Origin of the sequence: Actinomyces sp. oral taxon 170 str. F0386 (assembly GCF_000195595.1) — a bacterium.
Lineage (GTDB): Bacteria > Actinomycetota > Actinomycetes > Actinomycetales > Actinomycetaceae > Actinomyces.
The window spans coordinates 21,799-42,609 of the sequence record NZ_GL882553.1 but is presented as its reverse complement, the minus strand read 5'-3'; the positions used below and the strand labels follow the sequence as shown (position 1 = coordinate 42,609).

The following is a 20,811-nucleotide window of genomic DNA, read 5'->3' as shown; positions in this document are numbered from 1 at the left end:
CCGCCGCCAGGTCCCGGACCCGACCGGCGTCGCGGCCGGGCTATCGGGGGTCGACTGCCTCCTGAGGAGTCACGTCGATCAGTACATGCCGCCCATGTCACCGGCGCCGCCCTCGGCCGGAGCGGCCGGGGGCTCGGGCTTGTCGGCCACAACGGCCTCGGTGGTCAGGAACAGACCGGCGATGGAACCGGCGTTCTGCAGGGCGGAGCGGGTCACCTTGACCGGGTCGGCGATGCCGGCGGCCAGCAGGTTGACGTACTCGCCGGTGGCGGCGTTGAGGCCCTCACCGGTGGGCAGGTTGCGCACGCGGTCCACGACGACGCCGCCCTCAAGGCCGGCGTTGGCAGCGATCTGCTTGAGCGGGGCCTCCACGGCGACCTTGACGATCGCGGCACCGGTGGCCTCGTCGCCCTCGAGCTTGAGGGAGTCGAGGACCTCGGCGGCCTGGAGCAGGGCGACGCCACCACCGGCGACGATGCCCTCCTCGACGGCGGCCTTGGCGTTGCGCACGGCGTCCTCGATGCGGTGCTTGCGCTCCTTGAGCTCCACCTCGGTGGCGGCACCGGACTTGAGGACGGCCACGCCGCCGGCCAGCTTGGCCAGACGCTCGGAGAGCTTCTCGCGGTCGTAGTCGGAGTCGGAGTTCTCGATCTCCAGGCGGATCTGGGCGGTGCGGGCCTCGATGGCCTCCTTGTCGCCGGCGCCCTCGACCAGGGTGGTCTCGTCCTTGGTGACGACGACCTTGCGGGTCTGGCCCAGGTCCTCCAGGGTGGCGTTCTCGAGCTTGAGGCCGACGGTCTCGGAGATGACCGTGCCGCCGGTGAGGATCGCCATGTCCTGGAGCATCGCCTTGCGGCGGTCGCCGAAGCCGGGGGCCTTGACGGCCACGGACTTGAAGGTGCCGCGGATGCGGTTGACGACGAGGGTGGCCAGGGCCTCGGCCTCGACGTCCTCGGCGATGATGGCCAGCGGCTTGCCGGTCTGCATGACCTTCTCCAGCAGCGGGAGCAGGTCCTTGACGTTGGAGATCTTGGACTCGACCAGCAGGACGTAGGCGTCCTCCAGGACGGCCTCCTGGCGGTCGGCGTCGGTGACGAAGTAGGGGGAGATGAAGCCCTTGTCGAAGCGCATGCCCTCGGTGACCTCGAGCTCGAGGCCGAAGGTGTTGGACTCCTCGACGGTCACGACGCCCTCGTGGCCGACCTTCTCCAGGGCCTCGGCGATGAAGGCACCGATCTGCTCGTCGGCGGCGGAGATGGAGGCGGTGGCCGCGATCTCCTCCTGGGTCTCGACGTCCTTGGAGTCGGCGAGCAGGCGCTCGACGACGGCCGTGACGGCCTTCTCGATACCGCGGCGAACGGCGATCGGGTTGGCGCCGGCGGCGACGTTGCGCAGGCCCTCGCGCACCAGGGCCTGGGCCAGGACGGTGGCGGTGGTGGTACCGTCACCCGCGACGTCGTCGGTCTTCTTGGCGACCTCCTTGACGAGCTCGGCGCCGATCTTCTCGTAGGGCTCCTCGAGCTCGATCTCCTTGGCGATGGTCACGCCGTCGTTGGTGATCGTGGGGGCGCCCCACTTCTTGTCGAGCACGACGTTGCGACCCTTGGGGCCCAGGGTGACCTTGACGGTGTCGGCCAGAGTGTTGAGGCCGCGCTCCATGCCGCGGCGGGCCTCCTCGTCGAAGGCGATGATCTTGGACATTGAGTTTCCTCCACTGCGTGGTAGGGGCGGCCGGTTCGTGCCCGCGACGGACGGATCGGTCCCCGGACGTTCACGTCACGCCCGACGCCGGTCCTCACGTTCCAGCCTGGATGAACTTGGTTGCATTGGTGGATGCATTGTCACTCGAGGACTCCGAGTGCTAACCGCAATGCTGGCACTCTCGGTCCTTGAGTGCAAGGCGCTCAGATCTGATCCACGCCGAATCCTCCGACGGCGAAGCAGGGAATCGCCCCGGCTCCGCCGCGATCCCCTCAGCCGTCCTGCCCCGTCTCACGACCGCTCACCCGCGGCTCGCGTGCGGCGGTGGCCAGCAGAACGAGTGCGCAGGTCCAGGCCAGGGGCGCGGGACCAGCCGGGGCGCCGTCGGCCGCGACCTTCTCCGGCAGGGCACCGGCATCGGTGCGGTGCCCGTCGAGCCAGGACAGCAGTCGGGCGGCCTCGTCCTCCTTCCCCAGCGCCAGCGCCGACCAGGCCATGAGTGCGGTCTCCGGAGTCCAGGAGACGCCGTCGTCCCGCCAACCGGAGCCCGGGGCGAGACCACCGGCGGAGCGCCGCATGCGGGCGGCGGCGGTCTCCCGCACCGCGCGAGCCCCGGCCAGCGGCTGGGTGAAAGGCGGTAGGACCAGGGCGATGGCGGCGTCGACGTCGTCGCGTCCTATGTGCCGCCCCCAGCCGGGGGCGAAGTTCCGCTCCATGGCGCGACGTACCGTTGCGGCTCGGCCGGCCAGGACCTCCGGAGACGCCCCCGGGTCGATGCCGGCCTGGGCCAGCGCCGTCGCCGACTCGAGCCCCAGGAGCACCGACGCGGCCGTTCCCAGGGTGAGCACCGTCTCGCCGACCTCCCAGTAGTCGGGGCTGGAGGCGGGCAGGCGCGAGGGTGTGTCCGTGATCGTCAGCAGCCGGGAGGCGGCGCGCACCAGGTGCGTTCCCAAGGGGCCGTTCAGCTCGGGAGCGGAGACGCCGTCGGCCAGGAGCCGGGCCGCGGCCCACAGGAACCAGCCCGCGCCGTCGGTCTGGGCGGGGCGGTCATCGGGCACCTGGCCGCTGCTGGTGTAGCGGGCCTCGAAACCGCCGTCGTCCCGTTGCCAGGAGGCCAGGTTGGTCAGGACGCCGAGGGCCTCCGCCGGCAGGTTGACCGCGCTGAGGGCGGCCGCGGCGAAGGCGGCGTCCCTCGGCCAGACGTAGCGCCAGTTGCCGACCGGTGCGGCCACCACCGCCCCCGGCGGGAAGAGCTCAGCGTCCTGCGGCGCGCTCTCGCGCTCCGGCACGACCTCGTCCACGGTCCCGGGCGCGGCACCGCTCGCCGGCTCCGTCCTGCTCGCGGCGCCGACCGCGGGGCTCTGCACCGGTACCGATGCCGATGCCGTCAGAGATGAGCCGGGCGGCCCCGTCATGAGCGCCGGCCCGGTGAGGGCCAGGAGATCGGCCAGGGCGGCGTCGGCCAGGTCCTTCCATCGTCCTGAGGGAAGGCGGGCGGTCCGGCGACGCGCAAGCGCCTGCTGCACCAGGGCGTCACGCTCCGACGTCGTCAGCCCCCACGACGCGGAATCCTCGGGAAGACGGGTCCCCGGCACGTAGGAGATCGCGCTGCCCGAGCTGCCCGAGACCAGGGGGTACAGGCCTCCTCCCGGGCCCACGACGAGGCCTTCGCTCAGCAGCGTCGGCTCACGGCGCGACAGGCCCGGTAAACGCGGGCCGGCCCAGATGGCTGCGGCAGCGGTGAGCGGGACTGCCGCGGCAAGGGCCAGGATCCGACGACGTCCGGGACGCGTCAGCGGCCGCATGAGCCTGTGCTACCTGTCAGGCCTTGTAGTCATCTCGCAGGATGACGACGATCGGGTTGGACTGCGCGTTCTCAGCGCTCTCCACCACGTTCGTGATCCCCAGCTTCTTGCCGACCTCCTCGGCCGCGGGGCGGTTCTCCGGGGAGCCGAAGTAGACCGTTGACTTGGCCGGCTCCGCGTTCTCGTAGATCCCGGGGGTGACATTCACCGCGGTGAAGCCCCCGTTGGTGAGCTTGTCGCCGGCCCCCTTGGCCAGGCCGCTGGTCTCCGTCCCGTTGGACACGGTGACCCCGGTGTTGAAGTCGATGTTGCCCGTGGCGCTCGCGGAGGCGCTGGGCTTGGCCGAGGCGTCGGCGGACTTGTTGTCGGCGGGCTTGGAGGCCTCAGCGGTCTTCCCGCCCGAGGCCTGGTTCTTGCCGGCCTGTCCGCTCTGGGCGGGCTGGGTCGACGAGACCGCATCCGACGAGCCACCGCCCGAGCCGTTGAGGAACAGCGTCACAGCGCCCCAGGCGAGCGCCGGGACAATGATGAGGATGGCCAGCAGCGGCACCCAGCTGCGCCACCGAGGCACCTGAGCGCGGTGCACGCCCACCGGAACCGGGCCGTCATCCTCGCCGACGTCGAACTCGTCCTCGGGGTAGTCATAGTTGCTCACCCTCACAAGATACCGGTCCGAGCGTCGTTCGTGGGTATTGCTCGTCACGTCCGACTCACATCACCGTGACATCGGGCCCGGAAAGATCCTGCGGGCGCCGGTGCCGGACCGTTAGGCTCGCAGCGTGACAACCGCCAAGCCCCTGTCCGAAATCATCGACCCCTCCTGGGCGCAGGCCCTCGCACCCGTGGAGCCCACGATCCATGAGATCGGGGAGCGGCTGCGCGAGGAGGTGGCCTCCGGCGTCGGATATCTCCCGGCGGGAACGGACGTGCTGCGCGCCTTCACCTACCCGATGGACGATGTGCGTGTCCTCATCGTCGGGCAGGACCCCTACCCCACTCCGGGGCACCCCATGGGGCTGAGCTTCTCGGTGGCGCCCGGTGTGCGGCCCCCACGCAGCCTGGAGAACATCTTCCGCGAGCTGGTCAGCGACCTGGGCGTGCCCCAGCCGACGTCGGGGGACCTGACGCCGTGGTGCGAGCAGGGCGTCATGCTGCTCAACCGGGTTCTCACCGTCCGACCCGGAGCACCGGCCTCGCACAAGGGCTGGGGCTGGGAGAAGGTGACGCAGCGGGCCATCGAGGCGCTGGTGGAGCGCGGTGGCCCGCTCGTGGCGATCCTGTGGGGGCGGCCGGCGCAGTCGCTGACCCCGATGCTGGGCCAGACGCCGGTCATCGCCTCGCCGCACCCCTCCCCGCTGTCCGCCTCGCGCGGGTTCTTCGGCTCGCGCCCCTTCAGCCGCGCCAACACGATCCTCACCGAGATGGGGGCCTCCCCCGTCGACTGGCGCCTGCCCTGACACCCGCACCCGCCTCGCGCCCACTCCACGAACCTCGGGACCTATTGGCCGTCACCTGACCGCACTGCCCGACACCCCGACCATCATGCAGTACACCCCTGTGTCGGCCAGTAGCACCCCATCCTCGTGCAGTAGGGACTCGAACGGCGGCAGAACAGGCCGTCCACCCCTTTTGAACGCAGCCTCAGCCCGCTCCTCGGGGAAGCCGCCGGCCCAGCAACGAGGCCTCACGCAGGCCCGTCTCCAGGCGCATCCCCGTCCATGCCAGGTCTTGCCGGGGCCGCAGGCGCGCGACCTCTGCTGGTGGAAACCGCGTCAGGATCTTCGCACCAAGCCTGTCGGGCCGCATCATGTCGCCGTAGGACACGCGCAGCACCGTCCACCCCTGCGTCTCGATCCCGTCCTGACGCCGTTTCTCCTTCCACAGGTCCTCGGAGCCCTGGTACTTCTTCCTGCCGTCGACCTCCAGGACGAGCCTCTGACCAGGCCAGCACAGATCCACCCACCAGCACCCCTCAGGAGTGTCAATGGGGTGCTGCACCTGCGGGATCGGCAGGCCCAGGACGAGGACCAGCCACCGCACCGCACTCTCAAGCACGGACTCGGCGAACGGCGTCGCCAGGCCGAGCACCGCCCGTGCCTGAGCCACACCACGACGTCTCGGTTCACGCTCGAGCATGTGCGCCCACTCCTGCCTCACCCGGGCAGTCGCCGCCTGGCACAGCTCGGGCCTCTCCCGGTTCGGTCGGCAGCAGCGGCGCAGCACGGAGTCGGCGATGGCGAGGGCATTGTGCGGCGGCTCGTCGAAGGCGCAGTCGTAAGCCGTGCGCAACGCCGTCGTCGTCACCACCCGCCCCACCGGCACAACCTCGTTGGAACTCAGAGTGAGGTGTCGTCGCCACAGGGTGATGCCACGGCAGGAGGAGGGTCCCACAGAGTCATCCGAGATCGAAACGGGTATTCCATGGTCTGGCACCCAGATGCGGGGCAGAGTGACATGAACCCGGCGAGGGGCGCTGGGCACCGCGAGATAGACATCGGGTTCCTGGGAGAACATGTCGAGATCAAGCACCAGGGCTGCGGAGGCGTGCGAGAGGCAGGCGGCGGCGAGCTGGGTTCGTTGAGCGACCACGGCCCGCGCTAACGAGAGGGTGTGACGGTGCTGCCAGCGCTCAGCGTCACGATCCGGCAGCCAGTAGTAGCCGCGAGCCAGACGAATATAAGCCGACGACGGCAGACAGCCTCTACGGGAGCTGCGCGTGGTGCGCACCAGGCGGGGACGCAGATCGAGGTCGGGCCCGGAGGACGATGATCGCGGCGTCATGTCTCAAGACTGCGCGCAATGACGCCGTCGGGCGCCCTTCGCAACTCAGCCCTGTGGATCCGAGTTTCAATTTCGAGGGTGTGGCCCCGCGTTGGACTCGAGACCCCACGAACCTCGGGACCTACTGGCCGTCACCCGACCGCACTGCCCGACACCCCGACCATCATGCAGTACACCCCTGTGTCGGCCAGTAGCACCCCACCCTCGTACAGTGCGGCGCCTAGATCGGAAGTCAGCCGGTGAAGGGCAGGACCACCGAGAGGACCACCAGGACCACAGCCAGTACACCCTCAGCGGCCCCCGATCCACTGGACCGGGATGAAGAGAAGAATGTGGATATTACGCAGACCCTTCGTACCGTCGGCGCTGATCCGCTCGACGAGGTACTCGACCCGCTGATGCGCCTCCTCGCGGGTTGCCGGCGGCGCAGCTCCCGGCGTTACCTGAAAGGCCCCCTGCGCCACGCGATTCCACATCTCGTGACGCATCTGTTCCTTGATCGCCTCGACTTTCTTGGCAGGGGCGACGGCATTCACCTGTCGCCCGAAGAAGTAGTTGGCCAGACCAGCCAAGAGGAGTCCCAGTCCGTACCCGGACAAGAGCATCGTGCTGTCACTGCCGAGAAGCGCATTGAGGGACGACGCCACAATGCCCGCGATCAGCAGAGTGATGAAGACGCTGAGAATGCTCCAGCCACGCCAGATAATCATGATCGAACGGTATGCCGCCCCGTGCCGCCCGCCCAGGGGAGCGCTCCCCTGGGCGGGCAGTTCTGGTAGACACGGCCCATGTCCGAGCACCAGCCAGACCAGCCAGAACACTCCGCCCAGCCTGCTCACGCCGCGCCCGTCAACGCCGCGCCCGCCTCACTCCGCTCCCGCGCACGTCACGCCGCCGGCCCGCCCATGATCGACCTGGACAAGATCATCCAGTTCCTGCCGCGCACCGGCATCGGCACTGATGTGCACGCCTTCGCCGTCCCCGACTCCGACGTCCCCATGCGCCTGGCCTGCCTGGAGTGGCCCGGCGAGGTGGGCCTGGCCGGCCACTCCGACGGCGACGTCGTCGCCCACGCCTGCTGCGACGCCCTGTTCTCAGCCGCCGGCCTGGGCGACCTGGGCTCGAACTTCGGCACCTCCGAGCCGCAGTGGAAGGGCGCCTCGGGGGCCACGCTCCTGAGCGAGGCCGCCCGCCGCGTGCGCGAGGCCGGCTTCGAGATCGGCAACGTCGCCGTCCAGCTCGTGGGCGAGCGCCCGCGCGTGGCCGCCCGCTCCGCAGAGGCCTCCCGGGCGCTGTCCGAGGCCGCCTCCGCCCGGGTCTCCTTCACCGCCACCACCACCGACCACCTGGGTTTCCCGGGCCGCACCGAGGGCCTGCTCGCCGTCGCCACCGCCCTGGTCTACCCGGTGCCCGGGGCCGCCGGTCGTGGCTGAGCCGCCAGGAGCACTCGACCGACTGCTGTCCGCTGCGGAACCTCAGGAATCGCGACGCCAGGCACAGCCACGGGGGACCTGCAGGCCCCTCGCTCGCGCCGCGGGAGCGTCCCTCCGTGCGGGCCCCGGCGAAAACCCCTGAGGCCCAGTGGACACCGGTGGCCGGCGGCCAGGTAGCCTGTGCCCGTGAGCACCACACCCACTGAGCCCACTCAGACCGACGCGTCTGCCGAGCCCGCCGCATCCCCGCAGTCCCCAGTAGCGGCCACCGCGCCCTCAGCGTCCCCCACACCCGCGGGCGCCTCCGAGCCGGCCCTGCGCCTGTACGACTCCGCCGCCCGCGCGGTCGTACCGCTGGCCCCCACGGCCACCCCCGGCCTGGTGACGATCTACCTGTGTGGTGCCACCGTCCAGGGCTCCCCCCACATCGGCCATATGCGCAGCGGCATCGCCTTCGACGTCCTGCGCCGCTGGCTGGAGCGCGGCGGCCAGGAGGTCCGTCTCATCCGCAACGTCACGGACATCGACGACAAGATCCTCAGCAAGTCGGCCGCCGCCGAGCCGCCCGTACCGTGGTGGGCCTGGGCCCAGCGCTTCGAGCGGGAGTTCGACGCCGCCTACCGGGCCCTGGGCGTGGCGGCACCCACCTACGAGCCGCGCGCCACCGGCCACATCCCGGAGATGATCGACCTGGTCCAGCGCCTGCTGGACGCCGGCCACGCCTACATCGGCGAGTCCGGCAACGTCTACTACGACGTGCGCTCCTTGCCCGGCTACGGCTCGCTCACCAACCAGCGCCTGGAGGACCTGGCCACCACCGAGGACGAGTCCCAGCTGGACGACGACGTCGAGGCCGACAAGCGCGACCCGCGTGACTTCGCCCTGTGGAAGGCCGCCAAGCCCACCGAGCCGGCCGACGCCGCCTGGGACGCCCCCTGGGGCCGGGGCCGACCCGGCTGGCACCTGGAGTGCTCGACCATGTCGCGCCGTTATCTGGGTGACACCTTCGACATCCACGGTGGCGGCATCGACCTGCGCTTCCCGCACCACGAGAACGAGCAGGCGCAGTCCCACGGCGCCGGCTGGGGCTTCGCGCGCCACTGGGTCCACAACGCCTGGGTGACCATCAAGGGCGAGAAGATGAGCAAGTCGCTGGGCAACTCCCTGGTGGTGGCCGAGCTGCTCAAGCGCTACGACGCCGCCGTGCTGCGCCTGGCCCTGGGCACCGTCCACCACCGCTCCACCGTGGAGTTCTCCGACGAGACCCTGGCCGACGCCGAGGCCCTGTGGGAGCGCCTGTCCAGCGCGATCCTGCGGGCCTACGAGTTCTCCGACGACGGAGGCGCGAACTCCGTCGACGCCCCCGCCGCGCAGGTGCGCGCCCGGGCCCTGCCGGCCGAGTTCACGGCCGCCATGGACGAGGACCTCAATCTTGCCGGCGCCATGGCGGTCGTCCACGCCACCCTCAAGGCCCTCAACGTGGCCCTGGCCAAGGCCGAGGCCGGGTCGAGCAGCAGCAAGGAGGCCGACGCAGACCTGCACGAGTCGGTGGCCGACCTGGCCCTGGACCTGCGCTCCCAGCTCGACGTCCTGGGGCTGGACCCGCTGGCCGAGCCCTGGCGCACCCACGTCCTCGACGGCGTCGGCTCCTCCCAGAGCGGCACCGCCATGGAGACCCTCGACCGGCTCATCCAGCACGACCTCGACGAACGGGCCCGGGCCCGCGCCACCAAGGACTGGCCGCGCGCCGACGCCCTGCGCGACAAGCTGACCCAGGCCGGCGTCGTCGTCGAGGACTCGCCCTCGGGCGCCCGCTGGCACCTGGCCTGAGCGGCCGGCGCCCCGCGCACAGCGCCACCACCCGCTACTCTTTCGCAGCACACTCGCCACCGTCACGAACAGGAGGCCCGGATGCCCGGCAACGAGCAGTACCCCGGCGCCAAGCGCCGCCCCGGCTCGAAGAAGGGCCCCACGAAGGGCTCCGGCGGCCAGCGCCGCAAGGGCCTGGAGGGCAAGGGCCCCACCCCCCGCGCGGAGAACCGCGTCGGCCACCCCAAGGCGAGGGCGAAGGCCCGCGCCGAGGCCCGGGCCGCCCAGCCCACCCGTGCCAAGCAGCTCGAGAAGCTCAAGCGCCGCTTCGACGTTCCCGAGGGTCACGAGATCCTGTGCGGGCGCAACGCCGTGGCCGAGGCCGCCTACGCCTCGGTGCCCATCACAAGAGTCTTCATGGCGGTCTCGGCCCAGTCCGACGAGCGCCTGGGCGCCGTCGTGCGCCGCGCCGCCCTGCTGGGCGCCCCGGTGCTGGAGACCACCAGGCTGGACCTGGACGCCCTGACCGACTCCGCCGCCCACCAGGGCGTGGCCATCGAGGTACCCGCCTACGAGTACACCACCGCCCGCGACCTGCTGGATCGCGCCCGCTCACTGGAGCGCACGCCGCTGCTCGTGGCCCTGGACCAGGTGACCGATCCCCACAACCTCGGCGCGGTCCTGCGCAGCGCCGGGGCCTTCGGGGCCGACGGCGTCATCATCCCCGAGCGTCGCTCAGTGGGCGTCAACGCCACCGTCTGGAAGGTGTCGGCCGGCGCCGCCGCCCGGGTGCGCGTGGCCCGCGAGACGAACCTCGTGCGCGCCCTGGAACAGGTGAAGAGGGAGGGCTGCTTCGTCGTCGGCCTGGACGGCTCAGGCAGTACCGACATCGAGGACCTCACCCTGGCCGACTCCCCCCTGGTGCTGGTGACCGGTGCGGAGGGCGCGGGCCTGTCCCGCCTGGTGCGCGAGACCTGCGACGTGCTGGCCTCGGTACCGATCAGCCGCAGCGTGGAGTCCCTCAATGCCGCCGTGGCCACCGGCATCAGCCTCTACGAGGTCGACCGCCTGCGGCGCCGGGCCGCCCACAGCCGCAGCTGACCCGCACCGCCTCTGACGCCCTACCACCCCCGGCCGAGCCGGCCGATCCGGCCGCCCCGGTCGAAAGCGCCCGGTTTACACTTCCCCATGACGGCCCCGTTGCTGACACAATGGGCCGCATCCGATCCACAGGAGGTCCCCATGGCCCAGGACGCTTCGCAGCGCTGGAACCGCACCGACGGCGTGCTCATCGCGCCGGGCACGACGCCGGAGGCGGTCGCCGACGCCTTCGCCGAGCGCGGGGTGGTCGTGCGCCTGGAGTGGTTCCCGGCCACCACGCACCTGCTCAGCCTGACCCTCATGACCGACGTCGAGGGCCGGGTCGCGGTGACGCCGCCCTCGCGCGGGGGCGTCGTGCCGGGCCCACGTGTCAGCGAGCTCGTGGAGTCCCTGGCCCGGGAGTTCACGGCCGACGTCGCCGTGGGCCCGGCCACCTTCAACGCCCTGCCCGACGACGTCGAGCTGCCCACGATCTCCAGTCCCGGCTCGGCCGGCGCCCGCACCGTGGTGGTCTCCCCGATGAGCGCCTACATGGTGCCCTTGCAGGCCACACTGCTGGAGCGCCCGCTGGCGGTGGCCTCGACGCCGAGCCTGGACCGCCGCATCGTCATGTACTCCGGTGAGGGCACGGACCTGGGGACCTTCGGATGGGACGAGGAGTCGCTGCCGGCCCTGGTGCTCACCGCCGACGCCGAGGACATGTCGATCCGCGCCATCCCCACCGGGGACCCGGAGGACGACGCCGTCTTCTCCTGGGGCATGATGTCGCGCTACGTGTGGGGCGGGGTCAAGGAGCCCGGACCGGCCCTGAGGTCCCTGGTCGATGAGCTCCTGGCGGACCTGACCGACGCCTCGGGGATCGTCGACGCCGTCCCCGGCGCGGACCTGGAGGCCGCCACCGCCGCCATCGTCCAGCCCGGCCTCGACGGCTTCGCCGCCATGCTTCAGGCCCTGGGCCTGCCCGACTGGGTGCTGGAGGTCCTCACCGGCCGCCTGGCGCCGGTGGAGGTCCCCGGCGTCGTCGTGCACGAGCCGCGCGGGCTGTCCAACGCCGTGGGCCGTAGCGTGGGCCTGCTGCTGGCCGACCCCTCCACCCCGGGCTCGGCCTTCTGGCAGGGCTACGTGCGCACTGTGACGGACAAGCCGTGGGCCGTGCGGGGCGCTGCGCTCCTGGAGGCCGGCCTGGGTGGCACGCTCCTGGGGGCCGCCGTGCGCCGTCGCCGGTCCACCGGGAGCATTCCGGGCGGAGTGGCCGCCGTGGGCGCCTTCCTGCTGGTGGACGCCATCACCGAGGTCTCCCTGGCCTCCTGGACGCGCCATCGCGAGCTGCGCCGCCGCGCCGACGAGGAGATGGCCCTGGTCGCCGAGGAGCTCGGCGCCTAGAAGCGTCACGCCGCAGAGCGGGCGGTCAGCCAAGCCCCTCGAGGTAGGCCCTCAGCACCTTGCGGGCGTCCACGGGTGCCGCCTTGGCCGCCTGGTACATGAGCAGGGCGTCCACCAGCCCCACCAGGTCGGGAGCGTGAGCAGAGGCCTGGTCGACACCCGCGGCGACGAGTATCCGCTCGGCCAGACGCGTCAGAGGCCGCCTGACCGGCGCTTCCGCTGTGAGCAGCTCCCGGAGCTCGACGTCGTCGCGCAGCTCGAACAGCAATGCCCCACGCGCGGCCTGGGCGTCCGCACGCCGCACCATATGCTCCAGGATGCCGACGACGATCTCGGCGGCCTCCTGCCGGCTGACGGACGCGGGGATCTCAATGTCGTTGATGTCAGCCTGCGAGCCCTCGGAGAGGCGGTTGACCACGAGCGCCAGCAGATCACGGCGAGTCCGGGCGTAGTAGGAGGTCGACCCGCGGGGCAGTCCCGCCTCCGTGTCAACCTGCAGATGAGTGAGGGCATGCACCCCGTCACGGGCGATGAGCCCGACCCCGGCGTCACCGATCTGCTCCCTGCGCCCCATCGTGCCCGCTCCTTGCCTTCCGACCATATGGACCTCTACGATTATAGAGCACTCTATGATCGTAGAGATATACACGACGGCCAGACCGGGGCATGAGGAGGCGACCGCAGTGAAGGTGGCAGTTGTCGGAGCGGGTGACTCGGGGAAAGCCATCAAGCGAGCCCTGCAGGCGACCGGGGCACAGGTGACGCTGCACTCGCGCCGTACCGGCTTCGACGTCCTGCGCGACGACGGGGCTGCCGCACTGTCCGGCGCGGACGTCATTGTGGAGGCCACCGGACGGTTCACCACCAGCAAGAGGGTCGCCACCGAGTTCTTCACACGCTCGACCCGCGCCGTGTCAGCGGCCGCGAACGCCCTGGACGCCAGGCACGTCCTGCTGTCGATCGTCAACTGCGACCTTCCGGAGGTGCAGGGCTACGGCTACTTCGCGGGCAAGTGCGCGCAGGAGCGGCTTGCTCGCGAGTCGAGCAAGCGCCTGTCACTGGTTCGCTCGACCCAGTGGTTCGAGTTCGCCGAGCAGAACATGGAGCGCATGCGCTACGGCCCCGTCTCACTCGTTCCCTCGATGAGGATGCGGCCGGTCAGCCTCGATACCGTCGCCGAGGCGGTGGCCCGGGCCGCCCTGAGTGAGACCGACGGCCAGACCTACCAGGTCGCGGGACCGGAGGTCATGACGCTGTGGGAGATGACCGCACAGCTGCCGAGCCTCATGGCGAGGCCGGTTCCCCTGGTGGTTCCCACCGGCTGGGGACTCGCCTTCCATCGCGGCGCACTGGTTCCCGGCGACGACGTCCCTGCAGCGGGTCCCACCTACGCGCAGTGGCTACAGGAACGGCGCCGCCTCTAGCCGACAGGATCGACGGTGGACGCAGGCACACTCACCCTGGTGGGCTCGACGTGTCCTGCGCACCGTTGGGCTACTGAGGAAACATCCCCATCGACCAGATTCCCCATAACATCACCAGCGAGCCTCCGAGCAGAGAGACCAGCACCACCAGTGAGAAGATCAGTGACCCTTTCTCGGAGCGGGACATGCCGCGATGTTGCCCTATGCTCAGCGCACCAGGATCGCCCCGGAGGATGGAGGCCCGGTAGAACACCGGCACCACCTGGCCGGGCTGCACGGCGAACCGCAGTCGGGGCTTGGGGGTCAGAAAGGCCATGGAGCAGTGGACGACGACACTCACCACCCCCGGGGGCACCGCGATCCTCACGGACTGGCCCACCGACAGACGCAGCTGCCAATCGTTGATCTCGATGGACACCGTGCTCTTCCCGGGCAGGGAGACACTTGGATTGAAGTACAGATCGATGAAGGCGCTGTTCTCCGGCGTCGCCCCGGGCAGGGCCTGGAATCCGGGTACGTCCTCACTCATGTCCCTTTCACAGCCCTTCGCATCGCCTCAGCTGATCGAGGGCCAGACTATCCCGCACGGACGCCCTCGGGCCCCTGAGCGCGCAACCGATACGCCCTACTCCCCCTTGAACTTCATGCCGGCGGTGAAGCCGAGGGGGTTGGCGGCGTAGTCGGCCAGGGTCTGCTCGTCACGGGCGGCGAACTCGGCGTCGTCCTCGGGCAGCGGTTCATCGACGTCGTCGTCGACGACGATCGCCTCCATCTCCTGGGTGTCCCCGACCCCGAGGTAGGCCCGCTCGTCACGGTGCTGGGGCAGGACCGTGGCCACGTAGTCGTCCACCGCCTCCTGGGTGGTGACGTAACGGTCCTGGGCCTCGGACATGTACCAGCGGTGCTCGAGGATCTCGTGGAAGATCTCCGCCGGCTCGAGCTTGCGACGCATCTCGATGGGCACGGAGTGGATGGTGGGCTCGAAGACCTCCGCCAGCCAGGCGTGGGCCACGAGCTCGATGGGGTCGTCGCTGCGCCCGGACATGGCCCGGTAGGCCTCCAGGTCGTTGAGCATGCGCTGGCCCTGGCGCTCCTGAACGTCCAGACCGGTCAGCCGCATCACCTGTCGGTGGTAGTGGCCGGCGTCGACGACCTTGGGCTGGATGGTGATGTGCTCGCCCTGAGAGTCCGTGTTCATGGTCAGCTCGGCGACGTCGTAGCCCATCTCGTTGAGCTTCTGGACCCGGCGACGCAGGCGCCAGCGCTCATCCAGGGAGAAGGACTCCTCAGCGGTGAGGACGTCCCACAGCTCGGTGTAGCGGCTGACGATCCGGTCCCCCACCTCGATGGTGTCCACGCTCGGCTCCAGCAGGGCCCCGGCCTGCAGGTCCATGAGCTCGCCGATGATGTTGGTGCGGGCCACGTCGATGTCGTAGAGCCGCTTGCCGTCAGTGAGACCCTCGGGGTAGAGCTCACCGGTCTCGGCGTCCACCAGGTAGGCGGCGAAGGCACCGGCATCGCGGCGGAAGAGCGTGTTGGACAGGGACACGTCCCCCCAGTAGAAGCCCAGCAGGTGCAGGCGCACCAGCAGCACGGCCAGCGCGTCGATGAGCCGGGTGGCGGTCTCCGGCCGCATGTACTGGCTGAACAGCGCCCGGTAGGGCAGGGAGTAGGACAGGTGCTCGGTGATGAGCACCGAGTTGAGCTCCTCCCCGTCCAGGCCGCGCCGACCGGTGATGACCGCCGTCGGATGCACGCAGGGCGCCCCCAGTCGCAGCAGGTCGCGCAGGAGCTCGTACTCGTGGTGCGCCACGGACTCACCGATCTCCTTGACCGCGATGACGCGCTCGGAGAGATTGACGAAGCGCACGATGTGACGGGACAGACCGCGGGGCAGCGCGGCGAGGACCTCAGCGGGCCACTCCTCCAGCGCCGTCTCCCAAGGGAGGTCAAGCAGCGCCGGATCAATCGTCGCCGCCGTGATCTTCATGGACTGGGGCATGGCGTCATTCTTTCAGGCCAGGGCTTTCTTCGCCCTTCAGGGCGGGAACCGCGGTCCGCATCTTGAGAGGATTCGGGAGCGATCCAGGTCTCACTGAACGGGCCGGTGACGACGTCGAGCCGACTCATAGCCCAGCGCCGGCCCACCCGGCTCCGCACCGGTGAGCATGACGACGGCGCCGCCCCCGGGAGAGGGAGCGGCGCCGTCGTCATGAGCGTCCTCAGGCAGGCAGGCGCTTGCCGGTGGAGGCGGAGAAGATGTGCTCCTGACCGGGGCGGATCCGCACGTAGACGGTCTCGCCCGGCTCGGGGGCGGTACGCGGGGGCACGCGCACGATGATCTGACTGGAGTCCTCACCGGAGCCGAGCTTGGCCTCGGAGTCCTCGGCGCCCACGAGCTCACCGTAGATGTAGGCGTCCGAGCCCAGCTCCTCGACGAAGGACAGGCGCACCGGGATGGAGTGCTCGTCCTGGGCGGAGACGACGTCGAGCGACTCGGGCCTGAACCCGATGGTCACCTTGCCGCCGTCCTCGGAGGTGATGGCGTCCAGCGTCGCCTTGGACAGCTGGATCTTGGCGGCGCCGACGGTGGCGACGTCGCCCTTGACCGTGAACTGCCCCAGGTTCATGGCCGGCGAACCGATGAAGCCGGCGACGAACTCGTTGGCGGGGTGGTCGTACATCTCGCGGGGGGTGCCGACCTGCTGGAGCACGCCGTCCTTGAGGACCGCGATACGGTCACCCATGGTGAGGGCCTCGGTCTGGTCGTGGGTGACGTAGACCGTGGTGACGCCCAGCGAGCGCTGGAGCGAGGCGATCTGGGTACGGGTCTGGACACGGAGCTTGGCGTCCAGGTTGGACAGCGGCTCGTCCATGAGGAAGACCTTGGGTTTGCGCACGATGGCACGGCCCATGGCCACACGCTGACGCTGACCACCGGAGAGCGCCTTGGGCTTGCGGTCCAGGTACTCGGTCAGGCCCAGGATCTTGGCGGCCTCACGCACACGCTTGTCGATCTCGGCCTTGGGGGTGCCCGCGATCTTCAGGGCGAAGCCCATGTTGTCGTGGACGGTCATGTGCGGGTAGAGCGCGTAGTTCTGGAAGACCATGGCGATGTCACGGTCCTTGGGCTGAACGTCGGTGACATCGCGGTCACCGATGAGGATGCGGCCGGCGTTGACGTCCTCCAGGCCCGCGAGCATGCGCAGGGAGGTGGACTTACCGCAGCCGGAGGGGCCAACGAGTACGAGGAACTCGCCATCGGCGATCTCGAGGTTGAGAGCGTCAACACTGGGGCGGTCATTGCCCGGGTAAATGCGCGTGGCGTTCTCGAAAGTAACAGTTGCCATGGGTGGTGCTTCCCTTCACCGGCAGGTACGTGCCGGACGATCCGTCGTGAAAGGTGCCGATGCGTGTCCGCATTGACACGTACCGCGGTCAGCCGTTCGACCGTGGACGGGCTCATTTTGACACACGTTCCCCACTTTGACCAGCGATTCACAGAGAACTGTCAGGTTGGTCTTCCTCCGCAATGACGGCGAAAGGCCGTCGTCGGGCCGGTGAACCCTCAACCGTCGCTCACCGGTCACCGATGACACCCCGATGAGGCCTCGGCGCAGCTCGGTCGAGCCTCGGCCCGTCCCTGAGGAGCGGCCGGTATAGACCTCCCCATCCCCGCCGTCGGAAACGGACTGGGCCACTGCCGGCAATGCCGCTCCAGAGCTGGCTTTTCTCCCGCGACATGGCCCACAGTCGGGCGAATAGCCCCACAGGGGCGCGGTGCCCACGAGCCGATATAGCCCGGTACTGTGGGGGCCATGACGCAGAACTTCGACGCGCACCCGGGAGAGCCGGTCACCCTGAGCAAGTTGCGCGCTGGCACCCTGGTAGGGGGCTATCGGCTTCTGCGTCGCCTGGGCGCCGGGGGAATGGGCGTGGTCTGGGAGGCCACCGACGAGGGCGGCCGCCACGTGGCCATGAAGATCCTCCACCCCCAGATCGCCGCGGACCCCACGGCCAGGCGCCGCCTGGACCGCGAGGCCAGCGTCCTGGCTCGGGTGAGGGACACGCGCGTGGCCCGCATCCTGGACATCGAGACCGGCGACGGCTCGATGGGGGTCACCTTCGTCATCACCGAACTCGTCGAGGGCCCCACCCTCCAGCACGAGGTGGAGCACGAGGGCGTCTACGACCTGACCACCGACGCCCGCGACCTGGCCGACCTGGCTCACGGGCTGGTCGACTCACTGCGCGCCGTCCACGCCGCTGGCGTCATCCACCGCGACCTCAAGCCCTCCAACGTCATGCTCGGCGCGCAGGGCCCGGTTCTCATCGACTTCGGCATCGCCCAGGTGGCCGACGACGTCCGCCTCACCCAGACCGGTCAGGTCACGGGGACACCGGGCTTCATCCCCCCGGAGATGCTCGACGGCGGGGAGCCGACCGCCGACGTCGACTGGTACGCCTGCGCGGGCGTCCTGCTGTTCACCGTGACCGGGCTGGCGCCCTTCGGCTCGGGCGCATGGCAGGTGGTCTTCCGCCGCGTCTACGGGGGCACCCCGGAGCTGGGCACCCTGGAGCAGGAGAGCCCTGCGCTGGCCAGGGCCTTCACGGCAGCGCTCGCCCCGGAGGCGAAGGACCGACTAGGCCCGGACGGACTGCTGGAGGTGCTCGACGAGATCGCCGAGGGCGGCACCGGCGAGGAGGCCGTCGACCGGCTCCTGGGGCCGGAGGAGGACGAGCCCGGCTCCGAGGAGTCGGAGAGGAGCACCAACACGTTCACGGGGTACGGCACGGCGCCGGGTTACGGCGTCGCCCCGGGCTACGGCCCGACCCAGGGATCCCCTCAAGACGCCTACGGCGCGACCTCGGCCTCCCCCGCAGTCTACGGCAGCCCCGTCTCGGCGGCCTCCGGTGCTGAGGGCGGTTACGGCTACAGTGCGCCGTCGGCTTCCTCAGCGGCCTCGGTCCAGCCCCCGCCCGCCATCCCGCCTCGGTCGTGGTACCAGAACGGCTCACCGATGCCGGCAGGGATGGCACAGTCAGCGCAGTCGATGCAGTACGGCGCCGGGAGCCCCGCTCCTGTGACGCCGTCGGGGGCCTACCCGCGGCCCGCACCGTCCGGACAGGTGCCGATGTTCCCCTACTCGGGGTATCACCCGACGGCCTCCCCGTCCGCCTACCCCAGGCCCGTTGCCGGCCCCGCACCAGCGGCCATGCCGGCGACCGGCGCGATGGCCGGACCGATGGCGACCGGTGCTCGGCCCGCACAGGTCCGTCGGTTCACCGCCCCCACCCGTACGGCCGACCTGCCCGACTGGGCGCAGGAGCCTCAGCGTCGCCCGCGGGTGATGCTGGCCCTGTGGTTCGCAATGTCCGCCCTGGGGATCATGAGGCCGGGGTGGATGGCCATCCTCGCAGCAGTTCTCGCAGTGATCGCCGGCACTGTAGGCCGAGCTCAGGATGCTCGGCGCTGGAACCGACTGCAACGCGGCTCCGCCTCGCCGTCGGACACCTCTCGCATGTGGGTGGCAACCCCGTGGTACTTGCTACGTTCACTGCTGTCCACTGGCTTCGCCTTCATCCTGGGCCTGATGGTCGCAGCCCTCACCCTATGGATCTCCAACGTCACTGGAATCATGGAGGACAGTCCTTCATCTCTTGGCTCGGTCCCTCTTCTCACCCGCTTCATCCTATTCTTCCTGCTGGAAGTCGCCTTCTACCTTCTTGTCCTGTGGCTGGTTCCGTGGGGCGCGGCCACCCGACGAGGCGGCGCACATATCATCAATATGCTCACCCACAGCGATCACAGCAGAAGGCGCATCACAACGATCCTGCTCGCCATTGGCGTCATCGCGCTCCTGTTGAACTTTGCCGGACTGGCCCCAGTCCCCAGCACCGCCCCGTTCGGAGACTGAAAATCGTAGGCGGGTGGCGACCGACCGTCTTGCCCTCAACGCAGAGGAGCCCCTCCGCGGCATCCTTCAGCACGGACGGGCACAGGCAACGACCGATGCGTCACAATCCGCCACCGGCAGACGTCAGGCGTGGTTTCGGACTGCATCGTCAGGCAGAATGGCATCGCTACAACTGTAACTCGTTGATTATTCACCTACGTCGTCCGCTTGCCACCGCACCACAAGGAGCACCGCGTGTCCACTAAACAGCCCGGCCAGTCCAAGGCCCAGCGCCGCGAGGCCGCACGCCTCAAGGCCAAGGAGCTGCGCGAGGCCGAGGAACGCCGCGCACACCGCAACGCGATCGCGCGCCGCAGCTTCATCGGGGCCACGGGAGTGGCCCTGGCCGGCGGCCTGGGCTACCTCGGTTACCTGGCTGTCAACCAGAACCAGGGGAAGAAGGAGTTCCCCGCAGCGGGCAAGGGCCTGGCCACCGAGAAGGCGAACCAGAGCGGTGTTCCCAAGCAGGTCCTGGCGGACGCCTCCTGGACCTACGGCGAGGGCGACAAGCCCGACACCGTCGCCTCCTCCGCCCCCGTCCTGGACATCTACTTCGACTACTCCTGCTCGCACTGCGCCCAGTTCGAGGGCATCCACACCCAGGAGATCAACCAGCTCCTGAGCGACAAGAAGATCACTCTGGCTCTCCACCCCTGCAAGCTCCTCAAGCAGGAGTGGACCAGCGTGGTCATGAACGCCATGGGCGTGGTGCTCGACGAGGCTCCGGCGCAGTCCCTGAGCTTCCACGGCGCCGCCTTCGAGATCTTCTCCCAGGTGCTGGAAACCAAGAACCAGAGCCTCATGACCGTGGACAGCCTGGTCACCGCCGCCACCAAGGTGGGTGTCCCCAGTGAGGTCTCCGCCAAGTTCAAGGCCGCCGTCGACTCGAACAAGTACAAGAAGTGGGTCGAGCTCGGAGACAAGGCCTTCGCCGACAGGGACCTGCAGGGCACCCCGTCCGTCTTCTTCAAGGGGGAGCAGGTCGACCTGGGCAAGCTGCAGTCACCCACCTCCCTGACCGAGCTCGTCACCGGGTCCACACCGACGGCGCAGCCCACTCAGCAGTCCTCCGAGCAACCCGCCCAGCAACCGGCCGAGCAACCCGCTGAGCAGCAACCGGCCGAGGAGGGCGCCGCCGAGCAGCAGGGCGAGCAGGGCTGAGGCGCACGCCCCGACCCCGCGCCCGCACCTGCTGCGTCCCACAGGTCCAGGGCGACGCCGAAGCAGGCTCACCCTCGCCGGTTTCCCGCCCCGGGGCCGTCTGTGCCAGACTGTCCCACGCACCTGCGGCCGCCTGCCGGCCGCGCGCCGCTTTAGCTCAGTTGGTAGAGCAGCTGTCTTGTAAACAGCAGGTCGTCGGTTCGAGTCCGACAAGCGGCTCCACTCACCGCCCGCAGCCGTCCGGGGCCCGGCACAC

17 protein-coding genes and 1 tRNA gene are annotated in these 20,811 nt (G+C 69.9%); 9 read left to right on the top strand and 9 right to left on the bottom strand.

What is annotated here, in order from left to right; all coding sequences use genetic code 11:
- Window positions 1-78: 78 nt before the first annotated feature.
- The 3 genes from groL to HMPREF9056_RS10445 all read right to left on the bottom strand — a co-directional run bounded on the left by groL (window position 79) and on the right by HMPREF9056_RS10445 (window position 4,167).
- Window positions 79-1,701: a chaperonin GroEL gene (gene groL, locus HMPREF9056_RS10455; RefSeq protein ID WP_009404939.1), complete on the bottom strand. Its 1,623-nt coding sequence runs from the start codon at window positions 1,699-1,701 to the stop codon at window positions 79-81.
- A gap of 272 nt (window positions 1,702-1,973) precedes the next feature.
- Complete coding sequence (locus HMPREF9056_RS10450; RefSeq protein WP_009404938.1) at window positions 1,974-3,506, bottom strand: hypothetical protein; 1,533 nt, start codon at window positions 3,504-3,506, stop codon at window positions 1,974-1,976.
- Window positions 3,507-3,522: 16 nt separating this feature from the next.
- Window positions 3,523-4,167, bottom strand: coding sequence for a LytR C-terminal domain-containing protein (locus tag HMPREF9056_RS10445; protein WP_009404937.1), 645 nt, complete (start codon window positions 4,165-4,167; stop codon window positions 3,523-3,525).
- A gap of 118 nt (window positions 4,168-4,285) precedes the next feature.
- Between HMPREF9056_RS10445 and HMPREF9056_RS10440 the strand changes: the two genes are divergently transcribed.
- Window positions 4,286-4,963: a uracil-DNA glycosylase gene (locus HMPREF9056_RS10440; RefSeq protein ID WP_009404936.1), complete on the top strand. Its 678-nt coding sequence runs from the start codon at window positions 4,286-4,288 to the stop codon at window positions 4,961-4,963.
- Window positions 4,964-5,147: 184 nt separating this feature from the next.
- On the opposite strand, the gene HMPREF9056_RS14180 is transcribed toward HMPREF9056_RS10440, so the two are convergent.
- Both HMPREF9056_RS14180 and HMPREF9056_RS10430 read right to left on the bottom strand, forming a co-directional pair.
- Window positions 5,148-6,287 carry a DUF559 domain-containing protein gene (locus HMPREF9056_RS14180; RefSeq protein ID WP_157185063.1) on the bottom strand — a complete coding sequence of 380 codons (1,140 nt, stop codon included), beginning with the start codon at window positions 6,285-6,287 and terminating at the stop codon, window positions 5,148-5,150.
- Between the two features lie 290 nt (window positions 6,288-6,577).
- Complete coding sequence (locus HMPREF9056_RS10430; RefSeq protein WP_009404933.1) at window positions 6,578-6,997, bottom strand: hypothetical protein; 420 nt, start codon at window positions 6,995-6,997, stop codon at window positions 6,578-6,580.
- A 78-nt stretch (window positions 6,998-7,075) separates the two neighbouring features.
- Between HMPREF9056_RS10430 and ispF the strand changes: the two genes are divergently transcribed.
- The 4 genes from ispF (at window position 7,076) to HMPREF9056_RS10410 (ending at window position 12,013) form a co-directional block, all read left to right on the top strand.
- Window positions 7,076-7,720, top strand: coding sequence for a 2-C-methyl-D-erythritol 2,4-cyclodiphosphate synthase (gene ispF, locus HMPREF9056_RS10425; protein ID WP_157185062.1), 645 nt, complete (start codon window positions 7,076-7,078; stop codon window positions 7,718-7,720).
- Window positions 7,721-7,906: 186 nt separating this feature from the next.
- Window positions 7,907-9,550, top strand: a complete 1,644-nt coding sequence (gene cysS / locus HMPREF9056_RS10420) for a cysteine--tRNA ligase (RefSeq protein ID WP_034514448.1) — start codon at window positions 7,907-7,909, stop codon at window positions 9,548-9,550.
- Between the two features lie 81 nt (window positions 9,551-9,631).
- Complete coding sequence (rlmB, locus tag HMPREF9056_RS10415) at window positions 9,632-10,630, top strand: 23S rRNA (guanosine(2251)-2'-O)-methyltransferase RlmB (RefSeq protein WP_009404930.1); 999 nt, start codon at window positions 9,632-9,634, stop codon at window positions 10,628-10,630.
- Between the two features lie 141 nt (window positions 10,631-10,771).
- Window positions 10,772-12,013, top strand: a complete 1,242-nt coding sequence (locus tag HMPREF9056_RS10410) for a hypothetical protein (RefSeq protein WP_034514442.1) — start codon at window positions 10,772-10,774, stop codon at window positions 12,011-12,013.
- A 25-nt stretch (window positions 12,014-12,038) separates the two neighbouring features.
- Here HMPREF9056_RS10410 and HMPREF9056_RS10405 read toward each other — a convergent pair whose 3' ends face one another.
- A complete protein-coding gene (locus HMPREF9056_RS10405; RefSeq protein WP_087942253.1) occupies window positions 12,039-12,587 on the bottom strand; it encodes a TetR/AcrR family transcriptional regulator in 549 nt (182 codons plus the stop codon).
- Window positions 12,588-12,696: 109 nt separating this feature from the next.
- Here HMPREF9056_RS10405 and HMPREF9056_RS10400 point away from each other — a divergent pair, with 109 nt between their 5' ends.
- The gene (locus tag HMPREF9056_RS10400) at window positions 12,697-13,437 is read left to right on the top strand and encodes an SDR family oxidoreductase (RefSeq protein WP_034514441.1); all 741 of its coding nucleotides are present in this window, start codon (window positions 12,697-12,699) and stop codon (window positions 13,435-13,437) included.
- Window positions 13,438-13,507: 70 nt separating this feature from the next.
- Here HMPREF9056_RS10400 and HMPREF9056_RS10395 read toward each other — a convergent pair whose 3' ends face one another.
- The 3 genes from HMPREF9056_RS10395 to HMPREF9056_RS10385 form a co-directional block, all read right to left on the bottom strand.
- Entirely contained in the window at window positions 13,508-13,966 is a 459-nt protein-coding gene (locus HMPREF9056_RS10395; RefSeq protein WP_009404926.1) for a hypothetical protein, read from the bottom strand.
- Between the two features lie 96 nt (window positions 13,967-14,062).
- Window positions 14,063-15,439 (bottom strand): DUF4032 domain-containing protein, encoded by a 1,377-nt coding sequence (locus HMPREF9056_RS10390; protein WP_009404925.1) that lies wholly within the window; start codon window positions 15,437-15,439, stop codon window positions 14,063-14,065.
- A 220-nt stretch (window positions 15,440-15,659) separates the two neighbouring features.
- A complete protein-coding gene (locus HMPREF9056_RS10385; protein WP_009404923.1) occupies window positions 15,660-16,787 on the bottom strand; it encodes an ABC transporter ATP-binding protein in 1,128 nt (375 codons plus the stop codon).
- A gap of 468 nt (window positions 16,788-17,255) precedes the next feature.
- On the opposite strand from HMPREF9056_RS10385, the gene HMPREF9056_RS10380 reads away from it, so the two are divergent.
- From HMPREF9056_RS10380 to HMPREF9056_RS10370, 3 genes are all read left to right on the top strand, one after another.
- Window positions 17,256-19,355 carry a serine/threonine-protein kinase gene (locus tag HMPREF9056_RS10380; protein WP_009404921.1) on the top strand — a complete coding sequence of 700 codons (2,100 nt, stop codon included), beginning with the start codon at window positions 17,256-17,258 and terminating at the stop codon, window positions 19,353-19,355.
- 234 nt (window positions 19,356-19,589) lie between these two features.
- Entirely contained in the window at window positions 19,590-20,555 is a 966-nt protein-coding gene (locus HMPREF9056_RS10375) for a thioredoxin domain-containing protein (RefSeq protein ID WP_009404920.1), read from the top strand.
- 146 nt (window positions 20,556-20,701) lie between these two features.
- A tRNA-Thr gene (locus HMPREF9056_RS10370) sits at window positions 20,702-20,777 on the top strand.
- The last annotated feature ends 34 nt before the right edge of the window (window positions 20,778-20,811 follow it).

Excerpts from the sequence above, each read along its gene's own strand:
- HMPREF9056_RS10385 (WP_009404923.1), bottom strand. The coding sequence starts at position 16,787 with ATGGCAACTGTTACTTTCGAGAACGCCACGCGCATTTACCCGGGCAAT.
- ispF (WP_157185062.1), top strand. The coding sequence starts at position 7,076 with ATGTCCGAGCACCAGCCAGACCAGCCAGAACACTCCGCCCAGCCTGCT.
- HMPREF9056_RS10430 (WP_009404933.1), bottom strand. The coding sequence starts at position 6,997 with ATGATTATCTGGCGTGGCTGGAGCATTCTCAGCGTCTTCATCACTCTG.
- groL (WP_009404939.1), bottom strand. The coding sequence starts at position 1,701 with ATGTCCAAGATCATCGCCTTCGACGAGGAGGCCCGCCGCGGCATGGAG.
- HMPREF9056_RS10395 (WP_009404926.1), bottom strand. The coding sequence starts at position 13,966 with ATGAGTGAGGACGTACCCGGATTCCAGGCCCTGCCCGGGGCGACGCCG.
- HMPREF9056_RS10450 (WP_009404938.1), bottom strand. The coding sequence starts at position 3,506 with ATGCGGCCGCTGACGCGTCCCGGACGTCGTCGGATCCTGGCCCTTGCC.
- HMPREF9056_RS10405 (WP_087942253.1), bottom strand. The coding sequence starts at position 12,587 with ATGGGGCGCAGGGAGCAGATCGGTGACGCCGGGGTCGGGCTCATCGCC.
- HMPREF9056_RS10380 (WP_009404921.1), top strand. The coding sequence starts at position 17,256 with ATGACGCAGAACTTCGACGCGCACCCGGGAGAGCCGGTCACCCTGAGC.
- HMPREF9056_RS14180 (WP_157185063.1), bottom strand. The coding sequence starts at position 6,287 with ATGACGCCGCGATCATCGTCCTCCGGGCCCGACCTCGATCTGCGTCCC.
- rlmB (WP_009404930.1), top strand. The coding sequence starts at position 9,632 with ATGCCCGGCAACGAGCAGTACCCCGGCGCCAAGCGCCGCCCCGGCTCG.
- HMPREF9056_RS10410 (WP_034514442.1), top strand. The coding sequence starts at position 10,772 with ATGGCCCAGGACGCTTCGCAGCGCTGGAACCGCACCGACGGCGTGCTC.
- HMPREF9056_RS10390 (WP_009404925.1), bottom strand. The coding sequence starts at position 15,439 with ATGCCCCAGTCCATGAAGATCACGGCGGCGACGATTGATCCGGCGCTG.